Below are 15,435 nucleotides of genomic sequence, written 5' to 3'. Positions count from 1 at the left end.
GGGCGGTTTGCTGCCCACCTGCGCCGGCTCTCCGCCGCCGAGGGCGGGTCTCCCCGTCGCCCCACGGTGATGGTGATGGCCTTCGAGGGCTGGAATGACGCCGGTGGAGCGGCTTCCGCTGCGGTACGGGCCATCGCTCAGGCGCTGAACGCCGAAGTCGTGGAGAAGCTCACCGATGAGGAGTACTACGACTTCCAATTCTCCCGACCCAAGGTGGTGCGCAACGCGGGGCACCGAGAGATCGTCTGGCCTTCCACCACCATCTTGAAAGCCTCCCCTGCCCGCTCCGAATTCGATGTGCTCTTCGTCCACGGGGTGGAGCCCAGTTTCCGGTGGCAGTCCTACACCGCGGATTTGCTGACCAAGGCCGCCGAGTACTCCGCTGACGCAGTGGTCCTGGTGGGGGCGCTGCTGGCCGATGTGCCGCATACTCGCCCTATTCCGGCCTCGTTCTCCTCAGAGGATGAATCCGTCCGTGAGGAGCTTGATGTTGAGGAGCCCACCTATGAGGGCCCGGTGGGGATCGTGGGGGTCCTGGCCCATACCGCCTACCAGGCAGGGATTCCTTCAGTGTCCTTGTGGGCGGCCGTGCCGCACTATGTAGGGCAGGCCCCCAGCCCCAAGGCTCAATTGGCGCTGATGCGTAAATTAGAAGAAATCCTGGGAATCAGTCTGGAGACTTCCGAGGTCGCCGACGACGCGGCCGCCTGGGAACGCGGGGTCGATGAACTGGCCGAAGAGGACGCCGAAATCGCCGACTACGTCAAGCGACTAGAGGAAGCCACCGACACCACGAATCTGCCGGAGGCCTCCGGGGAAGCCATCGCGGAGGAGTTCGAACGTTACCTGCGACGTCGTCGTCCGCCCCAGGATTAACCTCATCCGGACCTCTTACCAAGGGGTGAGTTCCGCGGAGAGCTCTGAGGCTGGGCGCAGCGGGCTTGGACGCAACCGACCGCTGCGGCGTGCGGTTCCCCCCTGCTAGTGACCCGGTGAGCTCAGATCCAAGCCGAGCAGGGCATCGACGACGTCGACCACCCGCTCCCGCGCCGTGCCGGTCGCCACGTGCCCATCCGCCCAGAGATCCAGGGTGTCCAGCGCGGCCGGTGCATTGAGATTATTCGCCAGAGCCGCATGGAGTGCGTACTGGAGCTCGTCAGGCTCACCCAGCCCGGCCACGTGGTGAGGTTTCTCGCTGGGTGCCGAGGCTGCGGCGTCGTGCTCTCCACCATGGTGCTCAGGGGCTCGGGCCAAGGCGGTCTTCCACCGCTGTAGCCGAGCCTCAGCGGCGGCAAGGTCCTCGGGCGTGTAGTCCCAGTCTTCGCGCCAGTGGTGGCTCAGCAGCAGAGTCCGCACCGCCTGGGGGTCCGTCCCAGCGGCGAGCAGCTCGGAGACCAGGACGAGGTTGCCGCGGGACTTCGACATTTTCTCCCCGTGCAGCCCGACCATACCGGTGTGCATATAGTGTTCGGCCAATGGCACCCCGTCGCAAGCGGTGGCGTGGGCGGCGGAGAATTCATGGTGCGGGAACCGTAAATCGGAGCCCCCGCCCTGCAGGGTAAAGGGGGCCGGCAAGTGCCGCCGGGCGATCACCGAGCATTCGATGTGCCAGCCCGGCCGACCGGCACCTAGGCTCCCGCCATCCCACTGGGGTTCACCCGGGCGGGCAGCCCGCCACAGAAGCGGATCCAGGCTGTCACGCTTTCCTCGGCGCTGCGGGTCGCCCCCGCGGTCGGGGAAGAGCTCCTCCATGGTGGGACGGTCATAGCCACCCACGCTTCCTAGCCGCCAGGAAGTGTTCGCCTCTGCGGCGGCAATGTCGAAGTAGTAGTCGTCACCGGCGGCGTCTTCGGCTGGCACAGGGTAGGCGACCCCCAGCCGGAGGAGTTTCTCGACATCGGCGACCACTCCGGGGATCATCTCCACCGCTCCCATGTAGGTGGTCGGTGGAATGACCCGCAGAGCCTGCATATCGGCGCGGAACAGGTCGGTTTGAGACGCGGCGAGTTCTCGCCAGTCTTGCCCGGTGGCCTCGGCTCGCTCCAACAGGGGGTCGTCGATGTCGGTGACGTTTTGCACGTAGTTGACCTCCACCCCGCAGGCCAGCCAGTAGCGCACTAATACGTCGAAATGCACATAGGTGTTGGCGTGGCCCAGGTGGGTGGCGTCATAGGGGGTGATCCCACAGACGTAGAGGGAGGCCAGATTTCCGCGGGAGTTCACCGCAGTGGTGGTTCCGGTGGGGGTGTCTGTCAGTTCGAGGGTCTCCCCCAGGGAGGGGATCGCGGGCACAGCGGGGCGAGGCCAAGATTTCACGGGGTGTCAGGCGCCTCAGTCGTCGCTGGGTGCTTCATCGAGGTCGTCGTCTTCGTCCTCATCGTCGAGGACATCGTCGACGTCGTTCTCTTCATCGTAGAGATCCAGCGGAGTGACTTCACCGGTGGCGGCAAAAAGCGCGTCTTCGTAGGCCTCAAAGGCGTCAGCGATGCTGTAGAACGCGGTCTCGACGGCGGGATCGTCGTCTCCACGTCGGTTCACAGCGGCGGAGAGGTGCTCTTCGAGAGCATTCGTCAGCGCACTCAGTGCGACGCGGGGATCAGTCTTCATGAAGACAACAGTATCAACGCCGCACCCGCCGCGTCAGCACCGCGCAGAAAGACACTTACAGGGTTTTGGCGACACGCATGATCCGCCGGCGCAACCAGTACTTGCGCACCCCGCCGGTGTACAGCGCCGAGCGACGCAGTTCCCACCGCCCGTACTCGGCGGCATCGATCACCTTCCGCCGCACTTCGGCCAGGGACTCCCGTGGCTGACAGGTCACCACTAGGTACTCCCATCCGGTGCCATTGGCCTGGTGCTCGGTGTAGTGGGCGGTCAATGCTGAGGCTCCCTGCTGGTGGGCCATTCTGCCTCCTGAAGCGTCGGGGTGTGCTCCGTTGGCGCACCACCATAGCTCACCGAGTCACTGGGCGGCGAGGAACCGGTACAGTGTCCGCACTCCAAAGCGCAGTGAATCCACCGGGACCCGTTCGTCCACGCCGTGGAACATGCCGGTGAAGTCCAGTTCCGGGGGCAACTGCAAGGGGGCGAACCCATAACCGGCGATACCAAGCTGAGCCAAATGCTTATTGTCCGTTCCGCCGCCGAGCATATAAGGCAGGACTTTCGCCTCGGGATCTTCAGCGTGCAGGGCCGCAACCATCTGCTCCACCAGCGCCCCGGAGAATGGCAGCTCGATGGAGGGCCCCGCGTTCAGCAGTTCGAAGGTCACTTTTTCCCCGGCGAGTTCACGCAACACCGCCGCGACCTTCTCATCCTGCTCCGGCAGAGTGCGGGCGTCCACCAGCGCGGAGGCTTCCCCGGGGACCACGTTGTGCTTATACCCAGCCTCCAACAGTGTGGGGTTGGAGGTGTTCTGCAAGGTGGCAGCGATGAACTTCGCCGTGGACCCAGTGGCCTCCAACAGCTGCTGTGGGTTGTGCTCGTCGAAGGGAATCCCAGTGAGTTCGCTGAGCTGCTCGAACAGGGCGCGGGTGGTCTTGGTGTACTCAATGGGCCAGGTGTGGTTGCCAATCGCTGCAACCGCCTCAGCTAAGGTGACCACCGGGTTGTCCTGCTGGACGGCCGAACCGTGCCCGGCGGTACCGGTTGCGGTCATCTTGGTCCAGTGCAGACCTTTCTCTCCGGTCTGGATGAGGTAAGCACGGGTGCCAGCGATATCTGCGGAGAACCCGCCCACTTCACTGATGGCCTCGGTCGCACCGTCGAAGAGTTCTGGATGGTTCTGCACCATCCAGCCGGCCCCGTAGGTTCCGTTGTCTTCCTCATCGGCGAAGAAGGCGAAGATGATGTCACGGGTCGGCTGATGACCTTCGCGGCTCATCCGCAGGGCTGCGGCGAGGATCATCGCGTCCATGTTCTTCATGTCCACCGCGCCGCGGCCCCACACCAGGCCGTCACGGATCTCCGCGGCGAAGGGATCGACCTGCCAGTCCTCTGCTTGAGCAGGCACCACGTCGAGGTGGCCGTGGACAACCAATGCGCCGGCGTCGGGGTCCGTACCCCGCATCCGGGCCACGACGTTAGCTCGCCCCGGTGCAGATTCGTAGATCTGCGGTTCCAGTCCGGCCCGGCGCAGTGCCTCGGCCACGTATTCAGCGGCTTCCCGCTCCCCCTTGGACCGGCCCTCTCCCCAGTTTGTGGTGTCAAAACGGATGAGGTCACAGCAGAAGTCAACGACCTCAGTCTCAGCCAGCTGGGCAGGTGTCTCAGTCATAGTTCCCACTGTACTGCCGCTGGGCAGACGGACTGATGAGACTGTCGGCAACGCCCGCTCTTCGACGGGAAGAACACGACAGGCTGCCTCCGATTGCAACTTTTTGACAGCCGATCACGACTCACTGGTGTCATCATGAACAACGAGACATCCCAAGGAGTTCCCATGACTGTCCGCACAGTGACCACTCGTAAGCCCCTGATCCCCGCCGTGACTGCGGTGGCCGCGGTGACAAGCCTGACGCTGGCCGCCTGCGCCCCGGAAGAGGCCGCGCAGTTTGAAGAAGAGAACCAGAACGCAGAAGAGGCCGAAACCGTCGATGAGGGCACCGAGGATGAACCGGCTGAAGGCCAGGACACCGAAGAGAACGAGGACCCCGGTGCCGCTACCGATGAGGACGAGGCCGAGGACACCGCCGATGACTCCGATACCGGGGCGGCTTCCGGTGAAGGTGCAGTCTACGACGTCGCCGAATTCCTCGCCGAAGAGTACCCCGACGGCGTCATCGGGCAACTAGAGGATGAAGGCGCCTACTTCGAAGTGGAGATCTTCGACCCCGCTGCTGAGGTGGAGTACGAGTTCGAGCTCGACCCGGAGAGCTTCGACATCTGGGACTACGAGGAAGAATCCCTGGACGGTGACGACCGCGCCAAGGCGGAGTCGGTGGAGATCGAATTCACTGAGGCGGTGCAGATCGCTGAATCTGAAGGTGACTCGGAGTTCTACGAAGCTGATCTCGACACCGAAAACGGCGTCGTCGTCTGGGAGATCGAGCTGCGCAATGACGTGGAGGTCTACGTCGACGTCGCCACCGGTGACATTGTGAAGGTCGATAACTGACCCTCGCGGTGAGGTAACGCATCCGGCCCTGGGAGTCCTGCCGCCAGCAGAACTCCCAGGGCCATTGTGTATGCACTCGGCAGGATGGGCCGGCAGAAAGAAACAGCAGGGCCATCAGGCCTCTCGGCTCTAGATTCAAGCCGAGGGGCCTTGTCATATCCCCGAGTCGTGATGTTCTGGCAACGTAAGGTGAGAGATATGCGTAACACAGCCTTGACACCGGCTCTCTCCGTGCTGGGAGTGGCCCTACTGGTCGCCTCCTGCGCAGCGGAAGCAACTCCCGAAGATGAGAACGCCCCCGCCGCGGATGGGGCTGAGACGACCTCAGCGGCTACAGAAGACGCAGAGGAAGAGGGCGAAGGGAACTCTGAGGAGACCGAGGAATCAGACGACCCCACCAAGCGGCCTCCGGAAGTCTCCGGGGAGACGGTTGACGTCATCACCGATAACGGCGAGATGATCCATGGCCCGGTTCCAGTCGAGATATGGGTTGAGTGCGATGATCCCGAGGCGCTGGCTGAAAATGAGGGCCACGAACCTGCCGGGTGGCCGCAGGATTGGGACGGCGAAGGTGCCATGCCTGAACCGGAGTGCCACCCCGATTACATCGAAATGTTGGAGTGGGATCAGTTCGAGTCCTTCACTGCCTGCTGGGAGGGCGAACAGACAAGCCTTCCCTACAGCGTCGAACAGTTCGAAACCGAAGCTGACCTTCGCGAAGCTCTCTGGAACATGTCTCAGTCCAGGGCGGACTGGCCCGGCTATGAGGGAACCTGCGAAGAGCAAGTGGCCCAACACGAAGAGGCCGGGGGCTATGACTAGCACCACCATCTGGGCTGCCGCCGTGCTGAGACGAAAACACCCCGGGGCTCTGGTTGACCCAGAGCTGCCCAGGGTTTTCGTGCGCGGAGGGGGACTTGAACTGACCTCGACCCCCTCGCGCCGCGAATCTCGACCTAGCGTTCTGCCGCATGAAATCAACGATCTACGGCATCTGACCTGTGGATAACTCCACCGCGATACCCCGACCTACAGGTTCATTAGCACTTTCGTTAGCACTTTTCGCGGTGTGCGCGGCGCTAGGCTCCTGGCTCTCACCACTCGAGGTCAGCACCCCGTACCGGAGAAACTCTGACAGGGTTTCACTCCTCGGGAGTGGCACCGTCGTGGTGACGGGCTGGGGGTTCGCGGAGCATGAGGAACGCTCCGGCGATCGCGGCCGTGACGATGACGATGTCGGCGATGTTGCCGATGAACCAGTTGCCGTAGGCGAGGAAGTCCACGACGTGACCGCGGGCGAACCCGGGCTCACGGAAGAGCCGGTCGAAGGCGTGGGATGCGGCGGCACCCCCGAGCGCACCGATCACGATCGCCCACGCGGGTCGCTGGACGCGGAACGCGAACACGATCGCCGCGACTGTTGCGGCGGCGGCCACGACCGCGAACACCCAGGTGAAGCCTTCGCCGAAGGAGAAGGCCGCGCCGGGGTTGTATGCCAGTTGCAACCCGAGCAGGTCGCCGATCAGCGGAATGCGCTCTCCTCGGGTGAGGGCGGCTTCGGCCCACACCTTGGTGCCCTGGTCGATGGCGATGACGAGCCCGCCGAGCAGAAAGGCCCCGGCGACGAGCCGCCATCGCCGCGGGTGCGGAGATGATGGGGCCGCGGGCTCATGGCCGGTGATCGTGGGCGGCGTCATGCGATGACCTCGACGAGGCGGGAGACGACCCCGGACTCGATCAGGATGAACAGGCCCAGCCCGATGAACACCACCGGAACGAGCCAGTGCTCGACCCGCTCCAGCGTCTCGGTGACGACCTTGTGGGTTCCGATCAGGCGTCCGGCGACGCACCAGACGGCGACGAGAACGAGGAACACGACGATCATAATCGCCACGTCGGCGGGGGTGCTGGTGCGGAAGATCGGCGTGTAGAGGGCGATGTTGTCAGCCCCGTTGGCGATCGTGATCCCGGCCACGCCCCATAGCCCGACCGCGGTGATCTTGTCGTCGTCATCATCGTCGCCGTTGCGGCGCAGGCCGCGCACGAGGGTCCAGATGCCGATGCCGAGCGGGATCAATCCGAGGAAGCCCACCCATTCGTCGGGGACGATGGTCAGGCCGAGTGCGGCGATCACGCTGATCATGACCAGGGTGATGAACCCGAGGTACTGGCCCGCGACGATCTGCCACGGTCGCGGCTTCCCGCGGCTGGAGGCGAGGAACAGCACGGTGAGCACGACGATGTCGTCGATGTTGGTCGCCGCGAACAGGCCGATCGCGGATCCGATGGTCGCAAGCATCAGCTCGCCAACCGTGGAGTGCGGGTGCGGGCAGCGCGCAACCCGTTGAGGATCACGATGACCTCCGCGATCTCGTGGACCAGGACCACGACGGCGAGCCCGAGGGCCCCGAACAGGGAGAGGGGGAGCAGCGCGATGATGATCAGCAGCGACAGGACGATGTTCTGGTTCATGATGCGCCGTCCGCGGCGGGCGTGGTCGAACGCGCGCGGAATGAGGCGCAGATCGTGGCCGGTGAAGGCGACGTCGGCGGACTCGATCGCCGCGTCGGAGCCGGTCGCCCCCATCGCGATGCCGATGTCCGCGGCAGCCAGGGCCGGAGCGTCGTTGATGCCGTCACCGATCATCGCGACCGATCCCGCTTTCGACAGCTCGCCGATCGCGGTCGCCTTGTCCTCGGGGCGCAGCTCCGCGCGCACGTCGTCGATCCCAGCCTGCGCGGCGAGGGCACGCGCGGTGCGGGCGTTGTCGCCGGTGAGCATGGTCACGCCGATGCCCTGAGCGGCGAGGGTGCGCACGACCTCGGGGACTTCGGGACGCAACTCGTCACGGACACCGATCGCGGCAACAGGTGCCCCGTCGCGGTGGACGATCACGACGGTCATACCCTGCTCCTCCAAGCCCTCGACCCGGCCTGCAAGTCCGCCGGCATCGAGCCAACGAGGACTGCCGACTGTGATCCGCGCCCCGCCTGCGGTGCCTTCGATGCCGTGCCCGGCCAGTTCGGTCACATCTGTAGCCGCGGGAGCCTCCGGTGCGGCGGCGGTAATCGCTGCGGCAAGGGGGTGCGTGCTGTGCTGCTCCAGCGCTGCCGCCCAAGCCAGCGCCTGTGCGTCACCCACGCCGTCAGCGGTGAGGACCGCGGTGACGGCGGGCTCATTGCGGGTGAGGGTGCCGGTCTTGTCGACGGCAATGTGCCGGATCGTGCCGAAGCGCTCGAAGACCGCGCCGGACTTGATGATCACGCCGAACTTGCTGCCCGCGCCGATCGCGGAGACGACCGTCAACGGCACCGAGATCGCCAGCGCACACGGTGAGGCGGCGACCAGGACGACGAGCGCGCGGGTGATCCACATCTCCGGGTCGCCCAACAGCGAGCCGATGATCGCGACCAGCGCTGCGAGGATCAGCACGCCCGGAACAAGGGGACGGGCGATCCGGTCGGCGATGCGGGCACGGTCGCCCTTCTCGGCCTGGGCCTGCTCGACCAGCCCCACGATCGTGGTCAGCGAGTTGTCGGTGCCCGCCGCGGTCGTCTCGACCTCCAAGGCGCCAGCAACGTTGATCGCGCCGGCGGAGACCTCATCGCCGGGTGCGACCTCGACCGGGATCGACTCGCCGGTGATCGCCGAGGTGTCCAGGCTCGACTGGCCCGCCCGGACGACGCCGTCGGTCGCGATCCTCTCCCCGGGACGCACCAGCATCACCTGCCCGACCGTGAGGTCCTTCGCGGCGACATCCACCGACTCCCCGTCACGCAGCACCGTCGCGGTCTCCGGCACAAGCTTCAGCAGCGCCCGCAGGCCCCCGCGGGCCCGGTCCATCGCCTTGTCCTCCAGCGCCTCAGCGATCGAGTACAGGAACGCCAGCGCCGCCGCTTCCTCGACGTAGCCGAGGATGACCGCCCCGAGCGCGCTGATCGTCATCAGCAGCCCGATCCCGAGCTTGCCCTTCGTGAAAAGATTCCGGATCGCGCCGGGCGTGAACGTCGACGCCCCCAGCAGCAGACCGATCCAGAACAGCACCAGAGCCGGGGTGTCCGCTCCCGCCCACTCGGTAATCAGGCCGGCGAGAAACGCGACACCGGAGAACACCGGCATCAAGATCCCGCGGTCCCTCCACCACGGACGCGCTACCTCCTCAGCCTCGCCGACGGATGTCATGGTCGGCTCGTCGCAGCCGCACGCCGCGCTCACGCGTCCGCCCCCGCTGCGCAGCAGCCCGGCACCGTGCACGCCGCGTCCACGCACGGAGCGTGCTCGTCCACAGCCAGCGTCACATCCACCAGCGCCACGAGCGCCGCCGCTAGATGCGGATCAGCGATCTCGTATCGCGTCTGCCTGCCCTCAGGCTCCGCAACCACAATCCCACAGTCGCGCAGACACGTCAGATGGTTCGAGACATTCGAACGGGTCAGCTCCAATTCACGGGACAGCACCGCGGGGTAGCTCGGAGCATCAAGCAGGGACATCAGGATCCGGGAACGCGTCGGGTCTGCCATGGCCCGGCCCAGCCGGTTCATGACATCGAGGCGTGCAGCAATGGTCAGCATGCACTGAACTATACAGTCAATACTGACATGATGGCAACTCGTCGATTCGAGCACGGGCCTGCGGATTGCGACACTACACCGGTCCAGGCACTTGTCGCGGATAGCACCGCGCAGCTTCGTGATTGGTTCGACATGGGGAGTCTCGCCACCGTTTAGCTGATGCCCGAGTAGGCGTGCAGACCTTTGAATAGGAGGTTGACGATCGTGAAGTTGAAGAGCACCGCGGCGAACCCGATAAGCGACAGCCAGGCGGACTTCGTGCCGCGCCAGCCGCGCGTAGCGCGGGCGTGGATGTAGCCTGCGTATAGCACCCAGATGACGAACGTCCAGACCTCTTTGACGTCAAAGCCCCAGTAGCGTCCCCATGACTCGTTCGCCCAGATTGCCCCGGCGATGAGGGTGAACGTCCAGAAGATGAACCCGAGGATCGCGAAGCGGTAGGCGAGGGTCTCCAGTGCCTCGGAGTTCGGGAGCGTGCGGAGGTAGCCGCGGCCGAGACCGGCGAGACCCGCGCCCCGCGCCCGTTGTCGTTCCCGCCGTGCCTGCAGCAGTTGCATGGTGGAGAGTCCTGCTGCGATGGCGAACAGCGCGGTCGCGAGCGATGCGACGAAGACGTGGATGATAAGCCAGATGCTCTTGAGCGGATCCATCAGAGGCGTCACCTCGACGTAGAAGGACATCGCAGATCCGCCGAGGAAGAACACGACCATGCCCGCGATGAACACCCCCAGAAACCGCAGGTCGAACCAGCGCAGGGCCGCCAGGTAGACGGCGATGATCAGCAGGGTTCCGATGAGCGCGAATTCGTACATGTTCGCCCATGGCACCCGCTCGGCCGCCACGCCGCGCGTGATCGTTGCGGCGAGGTGGAGAGTGAAGCCGAGCCCGGTGAACGCGATGGCGAGGCGCGCCCAGTATCGGCGAGACCGCTACGACGCCGGCATTCGCAGGCTCGGTTCAGCCGGTTCGCGGGCGGGCGGCGCGGAGCTCGCCCCCGCACCCACGAGCACCGTCTCGCGCTGCTTGGTGGGGGCGAGGGATGCGCGCTGCGAGAGGTCGTAGGCGAAGGCGATGAACGCGAGTACATACAGCGTGATCGCGGACCAGACGGCGATCACGGAGAACTCGTCGAGTGCAGCCTGCAGTTCGAGATCCACGGCTATCCCTCGCTTTCCGCGATCGCCGCGTCGAGTGCGTCGGTGATGTCGTTGACTGACTGGGGTTGGAGCAATTCGCCGTTGAGGAAGAAGGTGGGGGTGCCCTGCACGCCGAGCGAGAGGCCGGCGTTGTGATCTTCCTCGACCCGCTGCTGAGTCGCGGGGTCGGCAACGGCCTGGTCGTAGGCCTGCATGTCGAGCCCGAGCTCTTCGGCGTAGCCGCGGATCTTGTCGGCCTGGGACTCCTGCTGCTCCGCCCACTCGGGCTGAGACTCGAAGAGTTTGCGGTACATCGCCTCGAACTTCCCCTGCTGGGCGGCGGCTTCGGCCGCCAGCGCCGCGTTCATCGAGTTCGCGTGGTTGGTGTTGAAGTAGCGAGCGACGTAGGTCATCTCGCCGTCGTACTGCTTCCGGATGTCCTCGATCACCGGGTAGACGGCCCCGCACGCTTCGCATTCGAAGTCGAGGAACTCGACGAGCACCGGCGCCCCCTCCCCGGCATCGTCGAGGACATGCGAGTTCTCCTGCACCAACGACACCGTGGCCTTCCCCGCGCTGTCCGGTGCCCCTTCAGGCACCGCGCGCTCGGGCCGGTTCAGCAGCGTGACGAGGATGATGATCAGGAAGACCAGCAGGAGCGTGGGGATCGTGATCAGCGCGGCCTTCATCGAGGTGCTGATCTTCTTCTTGGGTTTCTGGACGATGTGCTGGGTCATGGGGTTCCCTTCTTGAAAAGCGGTGACGGCGACTGCTCGGCGATCATCGAGAGGTGGGTCTCGCTGAACTGTGTGACGGCGCGTTCGAGGCCGGGATCCTCGCCGCGGGCGAGGCCCGCGTATTCGATCCGGAGCTTGCGGTCGCCAATGGCGGGGGTGATGAGGGAGGCTTTCACCCAGAGCCGTCGGCGCGGGACGAGGAGCCCGGTGATGAGCCCCGCTGTTGCGAGGATCGAGAAGATGAGCACCCAAGTGGCGCCGGTGTCGCGTTGGATCTGCAGCGAGACGAATCGTTTCACCGGCTCATCGGCGCCCTCGGTCGCGGTGAGGTCCTCGAAGGTGATGGTGCCCATCCCATCCGGGAGGTCAGCGGTATCGCCGGGCGTGAGCTCGATCGAGTCGACGCCCGTGTCCCCGCCGGTAATCTGAGTCATGGATTCGGTGTCGAGCTGGTAGACGGAGCGCGGGGTGCCGTCGTCGATGCCGAGATCGCCGGTGAAGACGTTGAACGTGACGCGCGGGTTGATGAGGTCGGGGTACACCGAATAGGACGCCCCGCTTTCCAGCGTGCTCTGAGTCGGATAGAGGAACCCGATGAGCCCGACCTGCTCGGGCAGCCCGTCGGGGACTTTCACCACCCCGAGCGACGTCATGGCAGAGTCCTGCGGGAGGAATGGCTGCGGCTCCTGGTAGACGATATCGCCTTGCGCGTTGCGGATCGTGATCAACGGTGCATACCCGTTTCCGAGCAGGTAGACCCGATCGCCGTCCACGGTGATGGGAGCGTTGACGCGCACCGTCTCAGCCCGGGTCTCCTCGCTGCCGGGCTCTCGAAAGGTGAGATGCGCGGCGAAATTCCCCGCCTGCCCCGCACCAGGCCTGCCGGGTTCAACGTACTCGACATCGAACCCGTCGAGGGTCATCGCGTAGGGAGTGAGCGAGTCCCTGTCGAAGAAGCGGCCCGGAGCGAAGGAAGAGTAGGCGCTCTCAGCATTCACGAAAGTGGTGCCGGCGACGATGACACGGTCGCCGGTGTAGTTGAGTCCGCTGCTGAGGAGGACAGTTACGAGTACACCGACCAGGGCGGAGTGGAAGACGAGGTTGCCCGTCTCGCGCAAGTGTCCGCGTTCAGCGGACACCGACCAGGTCTTTGCGTTATCGTAGCGGGCCGTGCGGTATCCGCGGTGACGCAGCTCGGTGGCCGCGATCGTGATCGCCTGCTCGATATCCGCGTCCGAGGTACGCCCCTCGACCAGATGCAGTTCGTGGGAGGAATGGGCGGCCATCCGCTCCAGGCGCGCTGGCGTCTTCGGCGCTGGAGAGCGCAACGCTTTCGCGTGGTGTTTGATCCTCGGGATGATGCACCCGATGAGAGAGACGAACAGCAACAGGTATATAGCGGAGAACCAGGCCGAGTTGTAGACGTCGAACAGCTGGAAGTTGTCGATCACGGGAGCGAGCTCGGGGTTGTCATCGTAATACTGGACGACACCGTTCGGGTCGGCCTGTCGTTGCGGGAACAGCGATCCGGGAATCGCGGCGACGGCCATGAGTAGGAGCAGCATCAGCGCGGTGCGCATGTTGGTGAGCTGCCGCCAGGCCCAGCGCAGCCAGGCGCGCCAGCCGAGACCACTTTCGGGAGCACCCCGCTCGACCGAGTCGACGTGGTCGCTCGGTCGTGCCGGCAGGGTGTCCGATTCAGAGCGGGAGTTGGACATTCGCCATCACCCCCTGCAAGGACGACATCAGCCGCGTCCAGAGCCCGGTCACCATGAGCAGTCCGAGCAGTACCAGCACAACGCCGCCCGCGATGTTGATACCCCGAATGTGACGGCGCAGGAACGTCATCGACCGGGCCGCCCAGCCCAGACCGAGCGCGAGGAGAACAAAGGGAATGCCGAGACCCAGCGAGTAGGAGACGCCGAGAACGCCGGCCCGGATCGGGTCGCCGAGGTTCCAGGAGACGGAGAGGATGGCGGCGAGGGTCGGCCCGATGCATGGAGTCCAGCCGATGCCGAGCGCGAGGCCGAGCAGGGGGGCTCCGGCGAGTCCGAGGCGTGCACGGAAGCGCGGGCGGATCGTGCGCTGCGCCCGACGGGAGCCTGTCAACTTCTCTGTGTAAGTGCGCTGGTCAGGTGGGGTTACAGGTAGGGGTTGATTCGCTCGGGGTAGGCGAGTGCGAGCTGGGCCAGGGCTTGTTTCCAGTTCGTGGTGACCTGGCCCTGGACGAGCCGGCCGGAGGCTCTGCGCTTGTTGGCCGGTAGGCCGCGTTCCTTCGCCCGTTCGCGGGCGCGTTTGTCCTCGATGTTGCAGATCGCCAGCCACAGCAGCTTGCGCACCGCGTCGTCAGACGGGAAGTGTCCGCGATTCTTGGTCACCTTGCGCAGCTGGTAGTTCAGCGATTCGATCGAGTTTGTGGTGTAGATGACCCGGCGCAGCTCGGGCGGGAACGCCAGGAACGGTGTGAACCGCTCCCAGGCCGCTTTCCACGTCGCCACCGCGTGCGGGTACTTCGCCCCGAGGGGTGAGGCCTCGAACGCCGCCAGCGCCTGCTCGGCAGCCTCGGCGTTCGCTGCGGTGTAGATCGGGCGCAGCGCCGCGGTGACGGCCTTGCGGTCGGAGTAGGACACGAACCGCATGGACGAGCGGATCAGGTGCACCACGCAGGTCTGCACGAGGCTGTCGGGCCAGGTCGCCTCGATCGCCTCGGGGAACCCTTTGAGCCCGTCGCAGCACACGATCAGCACATCACGGATCCCGCGGTTGGCGAGCTCGGCGCACACGCTCGCCCAGAACTTCGCGCCCTCGGTGTTCTCGATCCAGATGCCCAGCACGTGCTTGACGCCGTCCATGTCGACCCCGACGGCGATGTGCGCGGCCTTGTTGCGCACGTGCGCCCCCTCGCGGACCTTGACCACGATCGCATCGAGGTAGATGACGGGGTAGAACGCCTCCAGCGGCCGGTTCTGCCAGGCCATGACCTCATCGAGGATCTCGTCGATGACGTTGCTGATCGTCTCGTGGGACAACTCGGTGCCGACCGTCGAAGCGAGGTGGTGCTCGATGTCGCGGACCGTCATCCCCCCGGCGTAGAGGCTGATGATCATCTCATCCAGCCCGCCCAGGCGGCGGGCGCCCTTGGGCACGAGCATCGGGGTGAACGTCCCGTCGCGGTCGCGCGGCACGTCCAGGGCCACGTCACCGACCTCGGTGGCGACCGTCTTCGGCGTCGTGCCGTTGCGCGAGTTCGGGAAGTACTTCGCTTCCGGGTCGCCCTTGTCGTAACCGAGGTGGTCGGACAGCTCGGCGGCCAGCCCGCGCTCGAGCGCGGCCTTGATCATCGCCGGCAGCATCCCACCATCACCGGTCAGCTGCACCTCGCCGGCATCGATCTTGGCGAACAACCCGTCCAAAGCGCCCGATGCCACCAGATCGGCAGCCATCGCCGCCGTCGCGTCCTTCTTCTCGTCCGTCACAGACACACATGCTCCTCTCGAAAGGCCCACCACCAGGCCTTACACAGAGAAGTTGACACCCGTTAGCTTCTAGGGGCACCAGTTTTCCGGCAGGATAAGTGGTGTTGTCCGGTCCGGCTTCTGGGCATGATCGTTTGCCCCCAGTCATGTGATGATCCGGGGGGTGTTGTCACCCAGGAGCTGGTCACGGGCGGATCGTGGATCGCTGATAGAGGCACGACAGTCCCAGTGTTGAGGGCTTGTTTTCTAACGTGGATGCCGAGCATGAACCGCCCACCGACTCCACCCCAGGGCCTGGGGCTGGCAGGGCTGGGCAGCTGGCTGCCCAGGCGCCCCGTTCTGGGTGGTGACAGGACTCCACAATTGATGAGGAGAAGCTCGTGGCCTGGAACCTTC

The 15,435-nt window shown here is 65.3% G+C and carries 14 protein-coding genes and 2 pseudogenes; 3 read left to right on the top strand and 13 right to left on the bottom strand.

The annotated features are described in order from the left end of the window. The first annotated feature begins 18 nt into the window (after positions 1-18). Positions 19-876, top strand: coding sequence for a PAC2 family protein (locus H578_RS13190; RefSeq protein WP_245554905.1), 858 nt, complete (start codon positions 19-21; stop codon positions 874-876). Positions 877-981: 105 nt separating this feature from the next. Here the strand turns inward: H578_RS13190 and mshC are convergent, their stop codons facing one another. From mshC to H578_RS0104135, 4 genes are read right to left on the bottom strand one after another with little or no spacing between them, the layout of a single operon-like run. Beyond that, a complete protein-coding gene (gene mshC, locus H578_RS0104150) occupies positions 982-2,316 on the bottom strand; it encodes a cysteine--1-D-myo-inosityl 2-amino-2-deoxy-alpha-D-glucopyranoside ligase (protein WP_028463926.1) in 1,335 nt (444 codons plus the stop codon). A 15-nt stretch (positions 2,317-2,331) separates the two neighbouring features. Next, the gene (locus H578_RS0104145) at positions 2,332-2,607 is read right to left on the bottom strand and encodes a hypothetical protein (RefSeq protein WP_022872440.1); all 276 of its coding nucleotides are present in this window, start codon (positions 2,605-2,607) and stop codon (positions 2,332-2,334) included. Positions 2,608-2,662: 55 nt separating this feature from the next. Continuing rightward, positions 2,663-2,908: a DUF5703 family protein gene (locus tag H578_RS0104140; RefSeq protein WP_022872439.1), complete on the bottom strand. Its 246-nt coding sequence runs from the start codon at positions 2,906-2,908 to the stop codon at positions 2,663-2,665. 57 nt (positions 2,909-2,965) lie between these two features. Further along, a complete protein-coding gene (locus H578_RS0104135; RefSeq protein WP_022872438.1) occupies positions 2,966-4,279 on the bottom strand; it encodes a M20/M25/M40 family metallo-hydrolase in 1,314 nt (437 codons plus the stop codon). A 165-nt stretch (positions 4,280-4,444) separates the two neighbouring features. Between H578_RS0104135 and H578_RS0104130 the strand changes: the two genes are divergently transcribed. Both H578_RS0104130 and H578_RS0104125 read left to right on the top strand, forming a co-directional pair. After that, complete coding sequence (locus H578_RS0104130) at positions 4,445-5,119, top strand: PepSY domain-containing protein (protein WP_022872437.1); 675 nt, start codon at positions 4,445-4,447, stop codon at positions 5,117-5,119. Positions 5,120-5,317: 198 nt separating this feature from the next. Next, positions 5,318-5,941 carry a hypothetical protein gene (locus tag H578_RS0104125; RefSeq protein WP_022872436.1) on the top strand — a complete coding sequence of 208 codons (624 nt, stop codon included), beginning with the start codon at positions 5,318-5,320 and terminating at the stop codon, positions 5,939-5,941. Between the two features lie 320 nt (positions 5,942-6,261). On the opposite strand, the gene H578_RS13185 is transcribed toward H578_RS0104125, so the two are convergent. The 9 genes and pseudogenes from H578_RS13185 to H578_RS0104080 form a co-directional block, all read right to left on the bottom strand. Then, the gene (locus H578_RS13185) at positions 6,262-6,816 is read right to left on the bottom strand and encodes a signal peptidase II (protein ID WP_022872435.1); all 555 of its coding nucleotides are present in this window, start codon (positions 6,814-6,816) and stop codon (positions 6,262-6,264) included. Then, positions 6,813-7,418: a cadmium resistance transporter gene (locus H578_RS0104115; RefSeq protein WP_022872434.1), complete on the bottom strand. Its 606-nt coding sequence runs from the start codon at positions 7,416-7,418 to the stop codon at positions 6,813-6,815. The genes H578_RS13185 and H578_RS0104115 overlap by 4 nt, the downstream gene beginning before the upstream one ends. Continuing rightward, a complete protein-coding gene (locus tag H578_RS0104110; RefSeq protein WP_200867943.1) occupies positions 7,418-9,334 on the bottom strand; it encodes a heavy metal translocating P-type ATPase in 1,917 nt (638 codons plus the stop codon). Before H578_RS0104110 ends, H578_RS0104115 begins: the two co-directional genes overlap by 1 nt. Next, a complete protein-coding gene (gene cmtR / locus H578_RS0104105; RefSeq protein WP_022872432.1) occupies positions 9,331-9,690 on the bottom strand; it encodes a Cd(II)/Pb(II)-sensing metalloregulatory transcriptional regulator CmtR in 360 nt (119 codons plus the stop codon). Before cmtR ends, H578_RS0104110 begins: the two co-directional genes overlap by 4 nt. Positions 9,691-9,842: 152 nt before the next feature. After that, positions 9,843-10,847: pseudogene (gene ccsB / locus H578_RS15205) on the bottom strand (c-type cytochrome biogenesis protein CcsB). Between the two features lie 2 nt (positions 10,848-10,849). Further along, complete coding sequence (locus H578_RS0104095) at positions 10,850-11,563, bottom strand: DsbA family protein (protein WP_022872431.1); 714 nt, start codon at positions 11,561-11,563, stop codon at positions 10,850-10,852. Further along, positions 11,560-13,281: a cytochrome c biogenesis protein ResB gene (gene resB / locus H578_RS0104090; protein WP_022872430.1), complete on the bottom strand. Its 1,722-nt coding sequence runs from the start codon at positions 13,279-13,281 to the stop codon at positions 11,560-11,562. Before resB ends, H578_RS0104095 begins: the two co-directional genes overlap by 4 nt. Next, positions 13,262-13,654, bottom strand: a pseudogene (locus H578_RS13175) (cytochrome c biogenesis protein CcdA); the annotation flags it as partial. The gene resB and the pseudogene H578_RS13175, both read right to left, overlap by 20 nt. A 50-nt stretch (positions 13,655-13,704) precedes the next feature. Continuing rightward, the gene (locus H578_RS0104080) at positions 13,705-15,006 is read right to left on the bottom strand and encodes an IS256 family transposase (protein ID WP_051130783.1); all 1,302 of its coding nucleotides are present in this window, start codon (positions 15,004-15,006) and stop codon (positions 13,705-13,707) included. Positions 15,007-15,435: the final 429 nt, after the last annotated feature.

Origin of the sequence: Nesterenkonia alba DSM 19423 (assembly GCF_000421745.1) — a bacterium.
Classification (GTDB): Bacteria; Actinomycetota; Actinomycetes; order Actinomycetales; family Micrococcaceae; genus Nesterenkonia; species Nesterenkonia alba.
The sequence above is the reverse complement of the archived record's forward strand: the minus strand, read 5'-3'. Positions and strand labels throughout refer to the sequence as shown.